Source organism: Gandjariella thermophila, from assembly GCF_005405885.1.
Lineage (GTDB): Bacteria > Actinomycetota > Actinomycetes > Mycobacteriales > Pseudonocardiaceae > Gandjariella > Gandjariella thermophila.
On record NZ_BJFL01000009.1, the window covers coordinates 155,723 to 173,522 of the forward strand.

Here is a 17,800-nt window from a genome sequence, read left to right on the forward strand (position 1 = left end):
TCCATTGCATGATCGGGAGCGCTCAATGACCGCCACCGATCGGGTCGCCGCTCCGGCGCCGCGGCGATCCGCCGCCGGCCGGCCCGCGGTGTCGCTGCGCTCCGCCCGGCTCGCCTACGGGCTGCGGGAGTTGTGGTACGACCTCGACCTGGACGTGCGGCCCGGCGAGTTCCTGGCCGTGCTCGGCCCGAACGGCTCCGGTAAGACCAGCCTGCTGCGGGTACTGCTCGGCCTGCAGCCGCTCACCGCCGGCACGGCCATGATCGCCGGAGCGTCACCCGGCCGGGCAAGCCGGCGGATCGGCTACATCCCGCAGCAGCGGGTCGCCGACCCGACGATCCGCCTGCGCGGCCGTGACCTGGTCGGCCTCGGCCTGGACGGGCACCGCTGGGGGCTGGGCCTGTGCGGCCGGCGCGAGCGGCGGCGCCGGGTGACCGAGGCGCTCGAGGCGGTCGGCGCCACCGGGTACGCGAACCAGCCGGTCGGCCGGCTCTCCGGCGGCGAGCAGCAGCGGCTGCGGGTGGCCCAGGCGCTGGTCGGCGACCCCGAGGTGCTGCTGTGCGACGAGCCGTTGCTTTCCCTGGACCTCGCCCACCAGCGCACGGTCAGCGACCTGATCGACACCAGGCGGCGGGAAGCGGGTACCGCCGTGCTGTTCGTCACGCACGAGATCAACCCAGTGCTGCCGCTGGTCGACCGGGTGCTGTACCTGGTGGACGGGCGGTTCCGGATCGGGCCGCCGGAGGAGGTGATGACCTCGGAGACGCTGTCCGCGCTGTACCGCACCCAGGTCGACGTGGTGCGGGTCCGTGACCAGATCGTCGTGGTCGGCGCGCCCGGCGCCGGCCCGGAGGACCAGCCGCATCACCCGGAGGGCATCTCCTGACCGGGATCAGCGCATCGGGTGCTGGGCCAGCACCTGCGCGATCTGGGTGACCACACCGGGATCGAGGAGCGCGGCGTCCCCGCCGGCCACGTTCCGCTCCACCACCTCGACCGCGATCACCTGCTTGTCGATCAGCGAGTTGACCACCTCGGCCTGGTACTTCCCCAGCGAGCCGTAGGTGACCATGGTGACGTCGGCGAATCCCGCGGCCAGGTAGCGCGCGGCAGGGTAGGTGAAGGAGTCGTGCAGCAGTTCGACCTTGCCGCCCACCACGCCGGTGCCGGGTGCCGTGGTCGTCTCGGTGGGGTGGTCGAACGGGAAGGTGAGCTGCTGGGTGCGGTCCTGCTGGCCGTCCGGGGCGAGCGCGTAGACGTGCGCGTGATTGGTCCCGGACCGGCCGATCAGCTTGGGCAGGTCGGACGGGGCGGCGTACTCCTGGGGCTGCTGGTGCGTGGCCCAGGTCCGTGTCACCCCGGGCTGCAGGTGCTCGGCGAGGTCGGCGGCGAGCATCATCGCGCCCTCGTCGGTCCAGTGGGTGTCCTGCGGGTAGTAGACCGGGCGGCCCACCCTGGCGGCGGCCTCCTGCAACATCGGCCGCAGGTCGACCGCGCCGGCCTCGGTGGTGATCCGCCGCCAGAACTCCGCGCTCGCCCGCTGCGCGCACTCCTTGCCGGCGTAGCTGTCCGGCAGGTACTGCGGCACCATCGTGGTCTTGTCCGGCGGCACCAGCAGGACGAACTTCCGGCCCGAGTCCTCCACCGCCCTGCGCAGCCGCTGCAGCGTCTGGATGGTCGCGTCGAGCGGGCGCGCCGGCTGGCACTTGGACGCGACGTCCTGGCCGAAGTACAGCCAGCCGTCCTTGCCCTGGATCACGGTGGGGAAGCCGGCGTGGTCACCGCCGGTGGCGTCCGAGGGGCTCGGCCCGTTCTCCCCGGGGGTACCGGCCAGCGGGCCGCCCTGCTGGTTGCCGCCCCGGTCGAACGGCGCCGGCTCGCCGAAAACGGATCGGCTCAGCCCGTCCTCGGCCTGTACCGCCGCGCCGCGGAACACCAGATGGTCGGTGGCCCACTGGGCGAGCCCGGTGAAGAAACCCCAGCCGGCCGACGGGCTGGGGAACGCGGCGATCGGCCGGTTCTCGATCTCGGTGGGGCGCGCGCCCAGCGCCCAGCACAAGCCCGGCGTGACGAAGAAGATCAGCGCGCAGACCAGTGCGACGAGTTGGCGCCCCCCGTGCCGGGGCCGGTGCAGCGCGTGCTCCCTGGGTAACCACGCCTCGTGCACCGCGGGCAACGTGGGATGCCGCCGCGGCCGATCGTCCACCGACACGGCATCACGTTATCCCGGCGGCCCCTGCCGGGGTGACCCGTTCGGCGTATCCGCACGTATCGTCGTTACCGATGCGACTCGACGCGGACGAGGCCAGGCGGAGGTTCGCCGCCAGCCCGGTGGCCCGGCTCGCCACCGCCGACGAGCACGGCCGGCCGCATCTGGTGCCGGTGACCTTCGCCGTGCGGGGAGACGTGCTGGTCACCGCCGTGGACCACAAACCGAAGTCCGGTCGGCCGCTGCGCCGGGTGCGCAACGCCGAGGTCAACCCGGCGGTGTCCCTGCTGGTCGACGCGTATGGCGAGGAGTGGGACGCGCTGTGGTGGGTCCGGCTGGACGGGCGCGCGGAGGTGCTGTACGACCCGGCGGACATGCGGGAACCGGTCGCCTGGCTGGTGGCGAAGTACGCCCAGTACCGGGACCGCCCGCCGCACGGTCCGGTGTTGCGGATCAATGCGGAGTGCTGGACCGGTTGGGCGGCCACCTGATCGGCGGGTCGGCCACCTGAGTGGGTTCGGTCGCCGACCGGCGACGACGCCGCTCGCGCGCAGTACCCTCACAATCGGGTGTTGCCGAGGAGGCTGGGTGTTCTACCGACTGATCAAGTGGCTGATCGCATCCTTCGTTCGGGTGGTATACCGCCCGGACGTGCGAGGCCTGGAGCACGTTCCGTCGCGGGGAGCCGTGATCCTCGCCGCCAACCATCTGTCGTTCATCGACAGCGTGCTGATCCCGCTCGTCGTGCCGCGTCGGGTGGTGTTCCTGGCCAAGGCGGAGTACTTCACCGGCCGCGGCCCGAAGGGCTGGCTGATGCGCCGGTTCTTCACCGCGATCGGCGCGGTGCCGGTGGAGCGGGGCAACGGCCGGGCGGCCAGGCAGTCGCTCGACACCGCGCTGCGGGTGCTGGCCAGTGGGGGTGCGTTCGGCATCTATCCGGAGGGCACCCGGTCCCGGGACGGCTTGCTGCACCGTGGGCACGTCGGCGTGGCACGGCTGGCGTTGACCTCCCGCGCGCCGGTGGTCCCGGTCGGCATCGTCGGCACGGACAAGCTGCAGCCGGTGGGCACCCACATTCCGCGGATCCGGCCGGTGAGCATCCGGTTCGGCCGGCCGCTGGAGTTCTCCCGCTACGAGGGCATCGGGGAGAACCTGCCCATGCTGCGCGCGGTCACCGACGAGATCATGTACGCCATCCTGGAACTGTCCGGCCAGGACTACGTCGACCTCTACGCGAAGCCGCCGGCCGCCGCCTGAGCGCGCCAACCGGGTTTACCCGCCGTGGGCCCGGTCGACCCGATGCGTGACGCCCCCGAACGCGTCGAGCAGCGGTCGATGTGAGGTGACGAGATGGCGGAGCTGAACATCCGGATCGTCGGGACCAACCTGCCCGGCGCGCGGTTCGCCGGGCACCACCGGGTCCATCTCGGCATCCAGCGGGAGAACGAGGTGGTCGCCGCCATCCCCGGCGACGCCCAGTCCGCCGTCTTCGAGTTGTCCATCGACGCGGCGCCCGACGACGGCGGCGTCGACTTCAGCGGCCCCTACGTGCACGGCGAGCCCGGCGGGCGGTTCCTCCGGCTGTGCTGGGGCGACCTGGACGAGGCGGGCGCGTTCCACTCCTTCGACCAGGTCGACCTGGACCTGACCTCACTGGGCCCGGACCTCGTCGACCAGGCCGCGGTCGGCGGCGTGGGGCTGGAGGCGACGCTGCGGCTCAGCGATGACCGGGGCGGCCCCCGTTCCACGCCGGCGCGGGAACCGGAACTGGACTGGCGGCTCGCCTCGGCCGGCCGGCCCGGCATGGAACCGGGTGACAGCGGCTGGTCTGTCAACCGTTGACATCGCCGATCCGCCGGCCGCGGGCAACACCGGTCGGCGCCGGTACGTCTACCGGGAGAGGGCGCGGACGGGCACCGGCGGACGGTGCCCGTGAGGTGACTACCGCTGGGGAGTGGTGACCGGATGAGGACGCGCCGCGCCGTTGACCCCTACGCCGAGCTTCGCAAGCACCGCGTGCGGCTGGTGTTCCGCCGCTGCGCCGGCCCGTGCGGGCAGGACTGCTGGCTGCCGGCCGGCCACCGGCAGTGCGCCAAGTGCCAGGCCCGCACCGACCGGATCCGCCGGAAGAGCCGGCTCCGCGCGCTCACCGCTTGCCTTCGCCTCGCCTGGTGACCGGCGGCGACAAACCAGCTGACCGGCCGGGCCCCTTACCGCTACCTTCGCGCGAGTGGTCGACGTTCGCCGCTGTGGCCCGCAGGACGCCTCGGAACTGATCAGGCTGCGGGAGATCATGCTCGCCTCGATCCACGGTGCCGGGTCGCCGTCAGGCGGCTGGCAACCGGGCGCGGAGGCCACGCTGCGGCACCGGCTGGCGGCCACGGACGGCTCCTGGGCCGCGTTCGCCGTGGACCAGCCGGCCGGCACGGGTCTCGCCGCGTGCGCGCTCGGCGTGATCGAGCAGCGGCTCGGCTCGCCCGCCAATCCCAGCGGCCGGCTCGGTTACGTGTTCAACGTGGTCACCGACCCGGCCCACCGCGGGCGCGGCTACGCCCGCGCGTGCATGCGGGCGCTGCTGGACTGGTACCGGGAGCGCGACGTGCGGTGCGTCGACCTGCGCGCCACCAAGCAGGCGGAGGCCATCTACGAGGAGTTCGGGTTCCTGCGCACCGCCGACCCGGCCATGCGGCTGCTGCTGCCGTCGCCATGAGCCCGCGCTCCGCGGTCCCGCGCCGGCGTGGTGGAGTAGACGCCTCGACACGGTGCTGGGAGGTGTCCGGATGGGTGCGCGGGTGCTCGGCGTGGTGGGCTGCGGGGCGGCCGGTGTCCAGGAACTGCTGCCCCGCCTGGTCCATCCGGCTCGGCGGGCGGGCTGGACTGTCGCGGTGACGCTCACCCCCACCGCCGGCCGGTGGCTGCGCGAACTCGGGTTGCTCGCGGAGATCGAGCGGGTGACCGGCTTCGTGGCCCGGGTGGAGCCCCGGCGGTCGCCGCTCGAGTTGAGCCCGCATCCGCCGGCCGACTGCTACGTCGTCGCACCCGCGTCCGCGAACACCGTCGCCAAGCTGGCCCTCGGCATCGCGGACAACCAGGCGCTGACCCAGGTCAACGAGGCGATCGGGACGGCGGACGTTGCCGTGGTCGTCGCTCCCCGGGTGAACGAGGCGCACGCCCGGCATCCGGCGTGGCAAGGCCACCTGGCCACGCTGCGCGACGCCGGCGTGCACCTCGTGTCCGGCGACGGCGTGTGGTCGCCGCCCGAGCCGAGCGACGGGCAGGCGGCCGGCGAGCCGCCATGGACGGCGATCCTCGACGCGATCGACGCGGCCGTGCCGGCACGCTGAACCCCGGCAAGAACTGTCCGAAAAGGATAATGGTCCGAAAAGGACATTAGTGTCTATATTGGACAGTCTGCCCCTGGTCGGCCGACCGGCGGTGCTACGGACCGGACTCCGAAGGGTGGGAACGCAACAGCGCGCCGTTGAGCGAGGGTTGCGAGGACCGGCCGGTCACCTCGTCGCCGTGCCCGGTGTCGACCCGGCCGCGGACGTACGACGAGATGAACACCTTGCGCACGTGCGCCGCCCACTGCTCGCTTACCACGAACTCCGTTGCGCTGCCGACGCGCTCGCGGTCGGTGGGTGTGTCCGAGAGCACCAACACCGTGGCACCCGGCCGTTCGCTCTTCTTCCGGACCGCCATGGCGTTGAACACCTGCCGGGCGCGGCGCCGCGAGCAGTGACGCTGGCCGGCCTCCTCCATCAGCCGCCGCGCCTCGACACCGCGCCTGGCCACGGTCTCGATGTGCGCGACCTTGTCCTCATATGTGGCGATCAATGCTGCTCCAGCCGCAGAACGGTGGGGGACCGTGACCGAGCGTGCTCAGCCGTGCTGCACATGTTCGCAGGAGACGGGTCCTTCTTCTGGCCGGCACGCCCGTCCACGGGACCGACTCGATCGGGTGATGGTGCCGCGCCGTCGCGCTCCTACCGCCGCTGTCGACACCGGCGACCTGCGGAAACCGCCCTCCCTGTCGACGCGTCGCTTCGGATACGGGCGGAACGGATCACGCGGCAGGGCAGCCCGCGCCGACTCTGAGTGCGGTGTCGGCGTCTCCCCGGGGAGGCTCGGGGTTGGTGGCATCTGGGTCCACCTCCACCCCGGGGCGGGCCGACACCGCCGCCGAGGCGCGGGCTGCCCGTGTCTGTGGCGCATCGACGCCCTTTGGCGTGTCGTCGTTCGCCCGGCTGGCGTTATCACCCGGAGCGGAGTCGATCAGGGCGAATGGACGTTGGCGGTGGCGTGGCGGGTGGGGCAGGGTCAGACTGGGGTATTCCGCACCATGCGTGGTGCGCGGCGGCTGCCCGGGGAGGTCGTGTGCGCGAGACCGAGGTGACCTGGTTGACGCAGGAGGCCCACGACCGGCTGCGCCGTGAGCTGGACGAGTTGATCGCGAATCGTTCTGCCGTGGCGGCCGAGATCAATGCCCGCCGCGAGGAGGGCGATCTGGCGGAGAACAGCGGATATCACGCGGCCCGCGAGGAACAGGGCCGGCAGGAAGCCCGGATCCGCCAACTGCAGGGCCTGTTGCGCCACGCGCGGATCGTCGAGGCGCCCCAGGCCGAGGGGGTCGCCGAACCGGGCATGGTGCTGACCGTGCGTTACGCCGACGAGGAGGAGCCGGAGACCTTCCTGCTGGCCACCCGGGAGCAGGGGGCGCTGGAGGGGATGGAGGTGTACTCGCCTCGCTCGCCGTTGGGTCATGCCCTACTCGGAGCCACCGAAGGCGAGACCCGGGAGTACGAGTTGCCCAGCGGGGGTCGAATGGCGGTCACCCTGCTCAAGGTCGAGCCCTACACCGGCTGACGGGAAGCGGCTCCGGTGGCGCGCCCTGACGCGGTGCCGCCGGCCGGCGAAGTCCGGTGGTCGGAGGTGGCGGGCGGCGACCGTGGGACTTAGGTCCCTTTCTTCCATGCCGATGGGTGCATTGCCGCTGGTCAGGCCCGGGTGTTGCGTTCCAGGTAGGCGCTTGACGCGTCAAGGAGTCATGGAAGGTCTGTGAGGAGCCATGATCGAGATGTTCACCGGCTTCCTCCCACTGCTGGATGAGCCGGAAGCCCGGCGCCGGTGTCGCCGTTTCCACCACCGCGTGTGGAGCCGGCGGGGTCACCGCTGGGTGTCGTGGGACACCTACCGCTGCCGCTGATGCGTGTCCGCTCGGGTGGCGGTAGTCCGGCGTCGGGGCGGCCACGCCATCCGGAGAACACGGGCGCCCGTCAGTCGATCGCACCGTAGGCGATCAGATGCCGGAGGGGCGTGACTTATGCCCCTCCGGCTTGTGCGGACAGCCTCGGGTTGACCGCCGAGACATGGCTCGAGAACTCGCCCCCGGACGCCGCGCGATGTACATTATGTACATGTCTGTGGAGATGCCGGTGAGTCAGGCACGGGCCGAGTTGGGCCCGGTGACGTCGCGCGCCGAGTTCAACGGCGAGACGACGTACCTGCTCAAGCACGGTCACCGCGCCGCGGCTGTGGTGCCGGCCGCGGTTGCCGAACTGGTGGAGCAGATCGAAGACCTGCTGGACCGCGATGCGGTGGCAGAGGTGCTCGCCAAGCTGGCGGCCGGCACCGAGGAGAGCGTGCCCTTCGTGCGCCGGACGCGTCGACAGACTTCCTGAGTGTCGTACGCGATCGAGATCACTCGGCCAGCCGAGAAGTTCCTCGACAGGCTGAGCAAGCAGCAACCCAGTGACGCCGAGGCGATCGAGGACACGATCGAGGCGCTGGCCAGCGAGCCTCGCCCGTCCGGCTGCACCGCCCTGAAGGGCTACAGCGGAGTCTGGCGGGTCTGGGTGCGCGGCTACCGCATCTCTTACCAGGTCAAGGATGACAAACTGATCGTCCTGGTCCTCACGATCAGCACCCGCGACGACGTGTACGAGGTACTACGCCGCTACCTCGGCCGGCGCTGACCCATGATCGACCGGAGGCTGGCCCGGTCGAACGCGGCGCCGGCCCCGGACGGCCCAGACCGCCGAAACGCGGAAGGTGCCAGGTCAGAGAGAGTGCGGCTTAGAACTGGTAGTACAGGAACGGGCTGAAGGTGCCGGTGGCGACCAGGATGGTGGCGTAGGCCAGGCCGAGGGTCATGACGGCGACCCGCAGCGCGGCAGCCGGGCGGCTGCGGGTGGACTCCAGGTAGGGGCCGGTCACCGGGGTCGCCGGGACCAGCACGATCACCAGGGCGAGCAGCAGGATGACGGTGCGCTGGTTGGTCAGCGCGGCAGCGACCACGTCGGTGAGGCCGTGCGGGTCGGGCACCAGCATGTGGCCGAGCATGGTGAGCGCCTTGCCCAGGTCGGGGGCGCGGAAGAACACCCAGCCGAAGATCACCAGCAGCATGGTCGCCGCCCGGCGGCCGATCCGGGCCGGCAGCGAGGCAGGGGCCGACTCCCAGCGGAAGCCGCGCTCCACGATCAGCAGGGAGCCGTGGTAGAGCCCCCAGACCAGGAAGGTCCAGTTCGCGCCGTGCCAGAAGCCGGTGAGCGCGAACACGATGCACAGGTTGCGGTACGTCTTCGCAACCCCGTGCCGGTTGCCGCCGAGCGGGATGTAGACGTAGTCGCGGAACCACCGGGACAGCGACATGTGCCAGCGCCGCCAGAACTCGGTGATGGTCACCGACGAGTACGGCCGGGCGAAATTCTCCGGCAGCCGGAAGCCGAGCATCCGGCCCAGGCCGATGGCCATGTCGGAGTAACCGGAGAAATCGAAGTAGAGCTGCAGCGTGTAGCCGATGGCGCCGAGCCAGGCCACCGAGAACGTCATATCGTGGGCCGGGGTGGCGAAGCAGGCGTCCACCATCGGGCCGAGCGAGTCGGCGATGATGACCTTCTTGGAGAGCCCCAGGGCGAACCGGGGAAAGCCGGAGGCTAGGTCGTCCAGCCGGTGCCGGCGCTGCTGGGGAAGCTGGTCGGCGATCTCCCGGTACCGCACGATCGGCCCGGCCACGAGCTGCGGGAACATCGCGATGTAGGTGACGAACGAGACCGGGTTGCGCAGCGCCGGCCGCTCACCGCGGTAGATGTCCACCACGTAGGAGATGTGGTGGAACGTGTAGAACGAGATGCCGATCGGCAGCGCCAGATGCACCACGGGTAAGTCGGCGCCGAACAGCTTCGCCAGGCTGGCGAACTGCTGGGTGGCGAAGCCGGCGTACTTCCACACCACCAGGGCCGCGATGTCGAAGCCGATCACGCAGCCGAGCAGCGTCCTGCGCCGGGTCCGGGACAGTTCCCACTCGTCCGGTTCCAGCATCGGCCCGGCCAGGTAGTTGACCACCATGCAGGACAGCAGCAGCAACGTGGTCGCCCCGGCGCCGCAGGTGTAGAACACCAGGCTGCCCACGGCGATCACGCCGTTGCGCCAGCCGCGCGGAGCCGCCAGCACGGCCAGCAGCACGGCCGGCATGAAGTACCACAGGAACAGCGGGCTGGCGAACGACATCCTCGGGCCTCGGGTCGGTTTGATCGAACAGAGACCCTAGCCGAGCCCCGCCAGGGGCGGGGCCGATCCGGCAATGCCGGCGCAGGTCACACGCGGCCGGCGACGCGGCGGCGCCGGGCCACCTCGGCCAGGACCACGCCGCCGGCCACCGACGCGTTCAGCGACTCCACCCACGGCGCCATCGGGATGGACACCGTGGCGTCGCAGGTCTCCCGCACCAGCCGGGACAGTCCCCGGCCCTCCGAGCCGATGACCACCACCAGCGGCCCGGTGGCCAGGTTCAGCTCGTCCAGGCTCATCGAAGCGTCCGCGTCCAGGCCGACGATCATCAGGCCGTGCCCGGCCCAGTCGCGCAGCGTGCGGGTGAGGTTGGTGGCCATGGCGACCGGCAGCTTGGCCGCGGTGCCGGCGCTGGTCCGCCAGGCCACCGCGGTGATGCCGGCGCTGCGCCGCTGCGGCACGACGACGCCGTGTGCGCCGAACGCGGCCGCGGAACGCACCACGGCACCCAGGTTGCGCGGGTCGGTCACCCCGTCCAGGGCGACCAGCAGCGGCGGCTCACCGGACTCCTCGGCCTCGCGCAGCAGGTCGTCCGGGTGCGCGTAGGAGTACGGCGGCACCTGCAGCGCGAGGCCCTGGTGCACCGCGCCGCCGGTGATCCGGTCCAGCTCGCCACGCTGCACCTCGAGCACGGACACGCCCCGGTCGCCGGCCCGGCGCACCGACTCCTCCACCCGGTCGTCGATGTCGATTCCGAGCGCGACGTACAGCGCGGTCGCCGGCACCCCGGCGCGGAGGCACTCGACCACCGGATTGCGGCCGGCCACCAACTCGGGCGTCTCGCCGGCGGGCCTGCGCCGCTCGGCGCGGGCCGCCGCGGCCGCCGCCCGGCGCTGCGCCGGGTGGCCCGGCCGGTTCTCCGCCTTCGGCGTCGGCCCCTTGCCCTTCAGCCCCTTCGGCTTCTGGCCTCCGGAGCCGACGACGGCACCCTTCTTCGTGCCGGGCTTGCGCGTCGCGCCCCGGCGCTTGGAGTTCCCTGGCACGGTTTACGCCCTCACGCGTCCTTCAGTGTCCACAACGGACCATCGGGGGTGTCCTCGACGGCGATGCCGGCGGCCAGCAGCCGGGCGCGCAGTGCGTCCGCGGTGGCGAAGTCCTTCTCGGCGCGAGCCCGCTGCCGCTCCTCGAGGATGTGCTCGACCAGCGCGGTCAGCGCGGCCCGCGGTCCCTCATCCACAGTGGACGAATCGGCCCACTGCTCGGACAGCGGGTCCAGGCCCAGCACGCCGGTCATCGCGCGAACCGCGGCCGCCGCGGACCGCGCCGTGCCGTCGTCCCCGCCGTCCAGCGCGGCGTTGCCGTCCCGGACCACGGTGTGCACCGCGGCCAGCGCGGCGGGCACCGCCAGGTCGTCGTCCATGGCGCTGGTGAAGTCCGCGCACAGCGTTCCCGGCTCGACGTGCCCGGTGCGCTGCGTCACGCGGCGCAGGAACGACTCGATCCGCCGGTACGCGGCCACCGCCTCCTGCAGCGCCGGCTCGGAGTACTCGATGGTCGACCGGTAGTGCGGGGAGACCAGGTAGTAGCGCAGTTCCGCCGCGCGCACCCGCTCCACCATCTGCGGGATGGACACCACGTTGCCCAGCGACTTGGACATCTTCTCGCCGCTCATGGTGACCCAGGCGTTGTGCATCCAGTAGCGGGCGAAGCCGTCCCCGGCCGCGGCCGACTGGGCCAACTCGTTCTCGTGGTGCGGAAAGATCAGATCGATCCCGCCGCCGTGGATGTCGAACTCCGAGCCCAGGTAGTAGGTCGCCATCGCCGAGCACTCCAGGTGCCAGCCGGGCCGACCCGGGCCCCATGGTGTGGGCCAGGACGGCTCGCCGGGCTTGGCGCCCTTCCATAGGGTGAAGTCGTGCGGGTCCCGCTTGCCCGCCGCGGCCGACTCGCCCTGCTGCACGTCCTCGATCCGCTGCCCGGACAGCCGGCCGTACGCCGGGAACGAGCGCACCGAGAAGTACACGTCGCCGGCCGCGGCATAGGCATGGCCGCGGTCGATCAGCCGCTGGATCAGGTCGATCATCTGGGTGACGTGGCCGGTGGCCCGCGGCGTGACCGACGGCGGCAGGCAGCCCAGCGCCTCGTAGGCGCTCTCGAACGCCCGCTCGTGCGTGGCGGCCCACTCCCACCACGGCCGGCCGGCAGCCTCGGCCTTGGCGAGGATCTTGTCGTCGATGTCGGTGACGTTGCGGATCAGGGTGACGTCGTGGCCGGTGTACGCGAGCCAGCGGCGCAGCACGTCGAAGTTCAGCCCGCTGCGCACGTGGCCGATGTGCGGCACACCCTGGACGGTGGCCCCACACACGTAGATGGACGCCGTTCCGTTCCGCAGCGGGTGGAACTCCCGCATGCTCCGGGTCGCGGTGTCATACAGGTGGAGGCTCACGACGCGATGGTACGGGGAAACACTTGACGCCGTGACGTGGACCGGCTAAGCGAGCGCCAGGTGCGGGCGGAGCGCGGTCAGCAGCGCGTCCGGGCGCTCCGCCGTGGGCAGCGGCTCGACGATGGCCACCCGGCTGCCCAGCGCGCCGGCTCCGCCGTCCGCCTCCTCGCTGTCCCCGATCATCAGCACGTCCTCCGGTGGCACGCCGATCCGCCGGCAGGCGATCCGGAACAGCTCCGGATCGGGCTTGATCCGGCCCTCCTCGTAGGACAGCACCCAGCCGGTGACCAGGTCGTGCAGGCCGTGCCGGCGAAACACCTCGCGGATGTCCCAGGCGATGTTGCTGACCACGCCGACCGGGATGCCGGCGTCGGCGAGGTCCCGCAGCGCGGCCTTCGTGTCCGGATACGGCGTCCAGTAGCTGGGATCGATCAGCCGCTCGTAGAACCGCTCGGCCACGCCGGGGCCACGCAGTCCGGTGCCTTCCAGCAGTTCGATGTGGATCGCCCGGTGCAGGGCCGGGTCGAGGTCGCGGCGGGCCCAGTCCGCCTGCCGCTCGGGCGGCAGGTACGCCGACGGTCCGACCGGGGCGGTCAGCCGGCGCAGCAACGCCACGCGTTCCTCGGTGCGCAGGTCGGCCAGATCGTCCAGGGCCGCGGAGAAGTTCTCGAGTCGGAACAGCGTGCCGGAATAGTCGAAGAGCACCCCGCGAACGGCCACGGCCGCACGCTAGCGTGGTCTGGACCGGGCCGGCCAGCCGACTGTGACCCGGCTCCTCAGCCCAGGTTCATGCCGGTGACCCGCTCCGGGGTGAGCCGGAGCACCACCCGCACGTCGTCCGGTGCGTCGGCGCCGTAGTCCTGGCCGGTGTACTTGTGTGAGAGCCGGTGGATCAGGTCCTTCCCGCCCTCCTCGGAGATGGCCACCCGGCCGCGCACCTCGACGTACCGGTAGGGGTTCTCCCGGTCGAAGACGCTCACGCTGGCCCGGGGGTCGCGGCGCAGGTTGCGCTCCTTGCGCCGGCCCACCGTGGTGGAGAACAGCAGGTCGTCCCCATCCCGGGTGACCCACACCACGACGGTGTGCGGGCTGCCGTCGGCGTTCAGCGTGGCGAGGGTGGCGAAGTTCGTGCCGTCGATCAGGTCACGGGCGGACTGCGGAAGCGCGGCCATGTGATCGAGGGTAGGGGCGGTGGATCGGACTCGCCAGATCACTCGGCCGGCAGCAGGAGCGCGGTGGCCAGCGCGGCGACACCCTCGCCCCGACCGGTCAGCCCGAGCCCGTCCGTGGTGGTGCCGGACACCGCGACCGGGCCGCCCGCGGCGTCGGAGAGCACCCGCTGCGCCTCGTCCCGCCGCCTGCCGATGCGCGGGGCGTTGCCGATCACCTGAACCGCCGCGTTGCCCAGCCGGTAGCCGGCCCCGGATACCCTGCGCCGCACCTCGGCGAGCAGGTCCACGCCGTGCGCCCCGGACCAGCGGGGATCCCCGGTGCCGAACACCGCGCCGAGGTCGCCGAGGCCGGCGGCGGACAGCATCGCGTCACACAGCGCGTGCGCGGCCACGTCACCGTCGGAGTGCCCGGCGCAGCCGTCCACGCCATCCCAGCGCAGCCCGGCGATCCAGCACTCCCGGCCCGGCTCGATCGGGTGCACGTCGGTGCCGACGCCGACCCTCATCCGGACGTGCTCCGGTCCGGGCCGGACAGCAGCGCCTCGGCCACGGCCAGGTCGAACGGGGTGGCGATGCGCATCGCGTAGGGGTGGCCGGGCACGGTCACGATCTTCTCATCGAGCCGGTCGGCCAGCGCCGCGCCCCCGGCGGCGCCGACCAGGTCGGCCAGGTCGGGGGCGGCGCGCAGCACGTCCACGGCGAACCCCTGCGGGGTCTGCACGGTGCGCAGGCCCGCCCGGTCGGGGGTGGCCAGCACCCGGCCGTCCGGGTCGACCCGCTTGACAGTGTCGGTGACCGGCAGGACAGGGATCACCACCCGTCCGCCGGCCAGCACCGCGTCCACCACGGTGCCGACCAGTTCGGGTGGGGTGAACGCGCGGGTGGCGTCGTGCACCAGGGCGACACCCGCCTCGGGCGCCGAGGCGAGTGCGGCCCGCAGCGACTCGCCGGGTCCCCCGGTCACGACGCGAACCGCCGCGCCGGCCGAAGCCAGCGCGGCGGTCACGGTATCCACATCGGACGGTGCGGCGGCCGCCACCACCTGGTGCACCCGGCCGGACTCCAGCAGCCCGTTCACCGCGTGAACCAGCAGCGGCGCTCCACCCACCGAAACCAGTGCCCCGGGAACATCGGTGCCCGGCCGGTCTCCGCGGCCCGCGACAGGTACGAGCGCGACGACCTGCACGCTCATCTGGGCGCCAGTACTCCCGGTGGGGCCGGTCAGGAGGCGGTCGCCAGGACCTCGTCCAGGAGGACCTCGGCCTTGTCCTCGTCTGTTCCCTCGGCCAGTGCCAGCTCGCTGACCAGGATCTGCCTGGCCTTCGCCAGCATCCGCTTCTCACCGGCCGACAGGCCGCGATCCTTCTCGCGCCGCCAAAGGTCCCGAACCACCTCGGCCACCTTGTTCACGTCGCCCGAGGCGAGCTTCTCGAGGTTCGCCTTGTACCGCCGAGACCAGTTGGTCGGCTCCTCCGTGTGCGGAGCGCGCAAAACCTCGAAGACCCGGTTGAGCCCCTCCTGGCCGACCACGTCCCGCACGCCGACGATCTCGGCGTTGTCTGCGGGAACGCGAACGGTGAGGTCGCCCTGCGCAACTTTCAGGACGAGGTACTGCTTCTCCTCGCCCTTGATCACGCGGGTCTCGATAGCTTCGATGAGAGCGGCACCGTGGTGCGGGTAGACGACGGTCTCTCCGACCTTAAAAACCATGTGTCCTCTGCCCCTTTCGCTGCTCCCATCCTAGCACGCCCGGCAACGTCTCTTCGGCAAGCTAACGATCTGTCCTCGCAGGTCAGCCCGTGCGTGAGGGGTTGACAAACCGCTGCCTGGCGTGCAAGAGGCCACCTCCACGTGCGCCAAGTGGATCATGGGAACCGGTGTCGCCGGTGCCGGGTGATCCACTCTGGACCTCCATTGTCCCGCGTGGCCCGTACCGGGTCGCAAGTGGCCCAGGTCACCCGGTTAGGCTTCGGGATCGATGGGCTTCGACCCGACACGTCGGGTCGCTGGTACTCCAGGAAGGACCCCGCACGCGTGAGCAGCCCTGTGGCAAGCCGCGGCAGCCAAGGCGACCCCCCGGCGCGCCTGGACCGGCAGGCCCCGCGATCGGGGCGGCGGGGCGGAGCCCCCGGCGACGCGATCGCGGCGGCGCGCAAACTCGCGAAGGAGCAGCCGTGAGCCGCGCACAGCAGAACACGACCGCGCGACGGCGTCTGGTCCCGGCGGCGCTGGGATTCGGCCTCGTTCTCGCCCTCGCCGGTTGCGGTGCTGGCCAGATCACCCAGACCGACACGCAGGTGGCGGCGGTCAACGGGGTGAGCGGGCAGGCCGGCCGGATCGGGGTGCGCGACGCCCAACTGGTCTTCCCGCCGAGCGCCGCCCGGTACTACCCGAAGGGGTCGGACGCCGCGCTGGTCACCACCATCGTCAACGACGGCTCGTCGGGGGACCGGCTGGTCTCGGTGAGCAGCCCGGCGGCGTCCTCGGTCAACCTGCAGGGTTCGACGGTGCTGCCGGCGGCGTTCGCGCTCACCGCGGTGGGCCCGAGCGCGGAGGGCGGCACGTCCGCCTCGGCCCCGGCGACGCCCACCTCGGCCGCCACCGCCACGTCGACCAGCGCCCCCGCTTCGTCGTCGGCTGGCGCCCCGAGCAGCACGAGCGCGCCGGGCGGCGCCGGGTCGGCCGCGGCCCTGCCGGTGGGTCGGATCACCATCACGCTGGTCAACCTGACCAGGGACGTGCGCCCGGGGGAGACCATCCCGGTCACCTTCGTGTTCGCCAACTCCGGCCAGGTGACCCTGGACGTGCCGATCGGAGCGCCGCAGACGCCGCGCTCGTGAGTTCCGCCGCTCCTGTCGGTGGTGGGGCCTAACGTGGCGCGCGTGGGGAAGAACGCACGCACCAGCCGCCCGGCCCATCGCTGCACGGAGTGCGGCTTCGAGGTGGCCAAGTGGGTCGGCCGCTGCCCGGAGTGCCAGTCCTGGGGCACGGTCGTCGAGGCCGCCGCGGCGTCCCGGCCGGCGCTGGCCAGGACGACGGTCGGCGTGCCCAGGTCGCCGGCCCGGCCGATCGACCAGGTCGACATCGAGGCCGCGCGGGCCCGGCCGACCGGGGTCGGCGAGCTGGACCGGGTGCTCGGCGGCGGCCTGGTGCCCGGCGCGGTGGTGTTACTGGCCGGCGAGCCGGGGGTGGGCAAGTCCACCCTGCTGCTGGAGGTCGCCTACCGCTGGGCCGCGGGTGGCGGGCCGACGCTGTACGTCACGGGTGAGGAGTCCGCCGGCCAGGTCCGGCTGCGCGCCGAGCGCACCGGCAACGTGCACGAGCAGATGTACCTCGCCGCCGACGGCGACCTGGCCTCGGTGCTCGGTCACGTGGACGCGGTCAAGCCGGACCTGCTGATCGTGGACTCGGTGCAGACCGTGCAGTCCGCGGACGCCGAAGGCACACCCGGTGGAGTCACCCAGGTGCGCGCGGTGACCACCGCCCTGGTCGCGCTGGCCAAGGAGCGTGGCCTGCCGGTGGTCCTCGTCGGTCACGTGACCAAGGACGGCGCGGTGGCCGGGCCGCGGCTGCTGGAGCACCTGGTAGACGTGGTGCTCAACTTCGAGGGCGACCGGCACTCCACGCTGCGCCTGGTGCGCGGGGTGAAGAACCGGTTCGGCCCGGCCGACGAGGTCGGCTGCTTCGAACTCCGCGATGACGGCATCGCCGGCGTGCCGGACCCGTCCGGGTTGTTCCTCAACCGGCGCGAGGCGGCGGTCCCGGGCACCGCGGTGACCGTGGTCGTGGAGGGCAAGCGGCCGCTGCTGGGCGAGGTGCAGGCGCTGGTGGCCCGGTCCGCGCTGGCCGTGCCGCGCCGGGCGGTGAGTGGGCTGGACGCCGCCCGGGTGGCCATGGTGCTCGCGGTGCTGGAGCGGCGCGCCCGGGTGAGCCTGGCGGAGAAGGACGTGTTCACCGCGACGGTGGGCGGTATGCGCGTGATGGAGCCCGCCGCGGACCTGGCGCTGGCGCTCGCGGTCGCCTCGGCCGCGCGGGACATGCCGGTGCCGTCCGACATCGTCGCGGTGGGCGAGGTCGGCCTGGCCGGCGAGGTCCGCCGGGTCACCGGCATCGAGCGGCGGTTGGCCGAGGCGGCCCGGCTGGGATTCACCCGCGCCCTGGTCCCGCCGGACGCGGGCGTGCTGCCGCCCGAGGTGCGCGGGATCGTGGTGCCGGACGTCCGGTCCGCGCTGGACGTGCTCACGGGGCAGCGGGACGCGCCCTGGCCGCCACGATCATCGCGCAGGGGGGCGTCCGGGCCGCGCCGGCTCAGGCTGGCCGGGGGTGCTTCCGCGCGTCCGCGTCCAGGAGTTGGGCGCAGCGGATGAGGCCGAGGTGGGAGTAGGCCTGGGGGTGGTTGCCCAGGGAGCGTTCGGCCAGGGGGTCGTATTCCTCGGGCAGCAGGCCGGTGGGGCCGGCGGTGTT

General features: G+C 72.4%; 22 protein-coding genes and 1 pseudogene. 12 read left to right on the top strand and 11 right to left on the bottom strand.

All coding sequences use genetic code 11. The features are described from left to right. Positions 1 to 148 precede the first annotated feature (148 nt). Positions 149 to 886, top strand: a pseudogene (locus FFT21_RS12035) (metal ABC transporter ATP-binding protein); the annotation flags it as partial. Positions 887 to 892: 6 nt separating this feature from the next. On the opposite strand, the gene FFT21_RS12040 reads toward FFT21_RS12035, so the two are convergent. Continuing rightward, the gene (locus FFT21_RS12040) at positions 893 to 2,212 is read right to left on the bottom strand and encodes an alginate O-acetyltransferase AlgX-related protein (protein WP_225978329.1); all 1,320 of its coding nucleotides are present in this window, start codon (positions 2,210 to 2,212) and stop codon (positions 893 to 895) included. Between the two features lie 71 nt (positions 2,213 to 2,283). On the opposite strand from FFT21_RS12040, the gene FFT21_RS12045 reads away from it, so the two are divergent. The 6 genes from FFT21_RS12045 (at position 2,284) to FFT21_RS12070 (ending at position 5,553) form a co-directional block, all read left to right on the top strand. After that, entirely contained in the window at positions 2,284 to 2,700 is a 417-nt protein-coding gene (locus FFT21_RS12045; RefSeq protein ID WP_137813896.1) for a TIGR03668 family PPOX class F420-dependent oxidoreductase, read from the top strand. A 97-nt stretch (positions 2,701 to 2,797) separates the two neighbouring features. Next, positions 2,798 to 3,466, top strand: coding sequence for a lysophospholipid acyltransferase family protein (locus FFT21_RS12050; protein ID WP_137813897.1), 669 nt, complete (start codon positions 2,798 to 2,800; stop codon positions 3,464 to 3,466). A 93-nt stretch (positions 3,467 to 3,559) separates the two neighbouring features. Beyond that, positions 3,560 to 4,051: a DUF5990 family protein gene (locus FFT21_RS12055; protein WP_137813898.1), complete on the top strand. Its 492-nt coding sequence runs from the start codon at positions 3,560 to 3,562 to the stop codon at positions 4,049 to 4,051. A gap of 123 nt (positions 4,052 to 4,174) precedes the next feature. Continuing rightward, a complete protein-coding gene (locus FFT21_RS12060; protein WP_137813899.1) occupies positions 4,175 to 4,384 on the top strand; it encodes a hypothetical protein in 210 nt (69 codons plus the stop codon). Positions 4,385 to 4,439: 55 nt separating this feature from the next. After that, complete coding sequence (locus FFT21_RS12065; RefSeq protein WP_225978330.1) at positions 4,440 to 4,919, top strand: GNAT family N-acetyltransferase; 480 nt, start codon at positions 4,440 to 4,442, stop codon at positions 4,917 to 4,919. Positions 4,920 to 4,989: 70 nt separating this feature from the next. Next, positions 4,990 to 5,553 carry a flavoprotein gene (locus FFT21_RS12070; RefSeq protein ID WP_137813900.1) on the top strand — a complete coding sequence of 188 codons (564 nt, stop codon included), beginning with the start codon at positions 4,990 to 4,992 and terminating at the stop codon, positions 5,551 to 5,553. Between the two features lie 94 nt (positions 5,554 to 5,647). On the opposite strand, the gene FFT21_RS12075 is transcribed toward FFT21_RS12070, so the two are convergent. Beyond that, positions 5,648 to 6,046, bottom strand: a complete 399-nt coding sequence (locus tag FFT21_RS12075) for a hypothetical protein (RefSeq protein WP_137813901.1) — start codon at positions 6,044 to 6,046, stop codon at positions 5,648 to 5,650. 540 nt (positions 6,047 to 6,586) lie between these two features. Here FFT21_RS12075 and greA point away from each other — a divergent pair. From greA to FFT21_RS12090, 3 genes are all read left to right on the top strand, one after another. After that, positions 6,587 to 7,075, top strand: a complete 489-nt coding sequence (gene greA, locus FFT21_RS12080; RefSeq protein ID WP_192909497.1) for a transcription elongation factor GreA — start codon at positions 6,587 to 6,589, stop codon at positions 7,073 to 7,075. A gap of 569 nt (positions 7,076 to 7,644) precedes the next feature. Continuing rightward, a complete protein-coding gene (locus FFT21_RS12085; RefSeq protein WP_137813903.1) occupies positions 7,645 to 7,890 on the top strand; it encodes a type II toxin-antitoxin system prevent-host-death family antitoxin in 246 nt (81 codons plus the stop codon). After that, on the top strand, positions 7,891 to 8,184 hold the full coding sequence (locus FFT21_RS12090) for a type II toxin-antitoxin system RelE family toxin (protein WP_137813904.1): 294 nt from the start codon (positions 7,891 to 7,893) through the stop codon (positions 8,182 to 8,184). A 100-nt stretch (positions 8,185 to 8,284) separates the two neighbouring features. On the opposite strand, the gene FFT21_RS12095 is transcribed toward FFT21_RS12090, so the two are convergent. The 8 genes from FFT21_RS12095 to FFT21_RS12130 all read right to left on the bottom strand — a co-directional run bounded on the left by FFT21_RS12095 (position 8,285) and on the right by FFT21_RS12130 (position 15,046). Then, positions 8,285 to 9,718: an MBOAT family O-acyltransferase gene (locus tag FFT21_RS12095; RefSeq protein ID WP_137813905.1), complete on the bottom strand. Its 1,434-nt coding sequence runs from the start codon at positions 9,716 to 9,718 to the stop codon at positions 8,285 to 8,287. Positions 9,719 to 9,804: 86 nt separating this feature from the next. Further along, on the bottom strand, positions 9,805 to 10,761 hold the full coding sequence (gene rlmB / locus FFT21_RS12100) for a 23S rRNA (guanosine(2251)-2'-O)-methyltransferase RlmB (RefSeq protein WP_137813906.1): 957 nt from the start codon (positions 10,759 to 10,761) through the stop codon (positions 9,805 to 9,807). Between the two features lie 11 nt (positions 10,762 to 10,772). Continuing rightward, complete coding sequence (gene cysS / locus FFT21_RS12105; protein ID WP_137813907.1) at positions 10,773 to 12,164, bottom strand: cysteine--tRNA ligase; 1,392 nt, start codon at positions 12,162 to 12,164, stop codon at positions 10,773 to 10,775. A gap of 45 nt (positions 12,165 to 12,209) precedes the next feature. Continuing rightward, positions 12,210 to 12,884 (bottom strand): HAD family hydrolase, encoded by a 675-nt coding sequence (locus FFT21_RS12110; RefSeq protein WP_137813908.1) that lies wholly within the window; start codon positions 12,882 to 12,884, stop codon positions 12,210 to 12,212. 56 nt (positions 12,885 to 12,940) lie between these two features. Then, entirely contained in the window at positions 12,941 to 13,336 is a 396-nt protein-coding gene (locus FFT21_RS12115; RefSeq protein WP_137813909.1) for a PPOX class F420-dependent oxidoreductase, read from the bottom strand. Between the two features lie 38 nt (positions 13,337 to 13,374). Next, positions 13,375 to 13,842 (bottom strand): 2-C-methyl-D-erythritol 2,4-cyclodiphosphate synthase, encoded by a 468-nt coding sequence (gene ispF / locus FFT21_RS12120; protein WP_137813910.1) that lies wholly within the window; start codon positions 13,840 to 13,842, stop codon positions 13,375 to 13,377. Next, on the bottom strand, positions 13,839 to 14,522 hold the full coding sequence (locus FFT21_RS12125; protein WP_137813944.1) for a 2-C-methyl-D-erythritol 4-phosphate cytidylyltransferase: 684 nt from the start codon (positions 14,520 to 14,522) through the stop codon (positions 13,839 to 13,841). The genes ispF and FFT21_RS12125 overlap by 4 nt, the downstream gene beginning before the upstream one ends. Positions 14,523 to 14,557: 35 nt before the next feature. Beyond that, the gene (locus FFT21_RS12130) at positions 14,558 to 15,046 is read right to left on the bottom strand and encodes a CarD family transcriptional regulator (RefSeq protein WP_137813911.1); all 489 of its coding nucleotides are present in this window, start codon (positions 15,044 to 15,046) and stop codon (positions 14,558 to 14,560) included. Between the two features lie 464 nt (positions 15,047 to 15,510). Between FFT21_RS12130 and FFT21_RS12135 the strand changes: the two genes are divergently transcribed. Together FFT21_RS12135 and radA are read left to right on the top strand one after the other, a co-directional pair. After that, positions 15,511 to 16,176 carry a copper chaperone PCu(A)C domain-containing protein gene (locus tag FFT21_RS12135; RefSeq protein ID WP_225978331.1) on the top strand — a complete coding sequence of 222 codons (666 nt, stop codon included), beginning with the start codon at positions 15,511 to 15,513 and terminating at the stop codon, positions 16,174 to 16,176. Between the two features lie 42 nt (positions 16,177 to 16,218). Next, the gene (gene radA / locus FFT21_RS12140) at positions 16,219 to 17,703 is read left to right on the top strand and encodes a DNA repair protein RadA (protein ID WP_225978332.1); all 1,485 of its coding nucleotides are present in this window, start codon (positions 16,219 to 16,221) and stop codon (positions 17,701 to 17,703) included. On the opposite strand, the gene FFT21_RS30685 is transcribed toward radA, so the two are convergent. Continuing rightward, the coding region (locus tag FFT21_RS30685; RefSeq protein ID WP_371856776.1) for a glycoside hydrolase family 15 protein at positions 17,645 to 17,800 on the bottom strand (156 nt) is incomplete at its 5' end. The two genes, radA and FFT21_RS30685, sit on opposite strands and share 59 nt — an antisense overlap.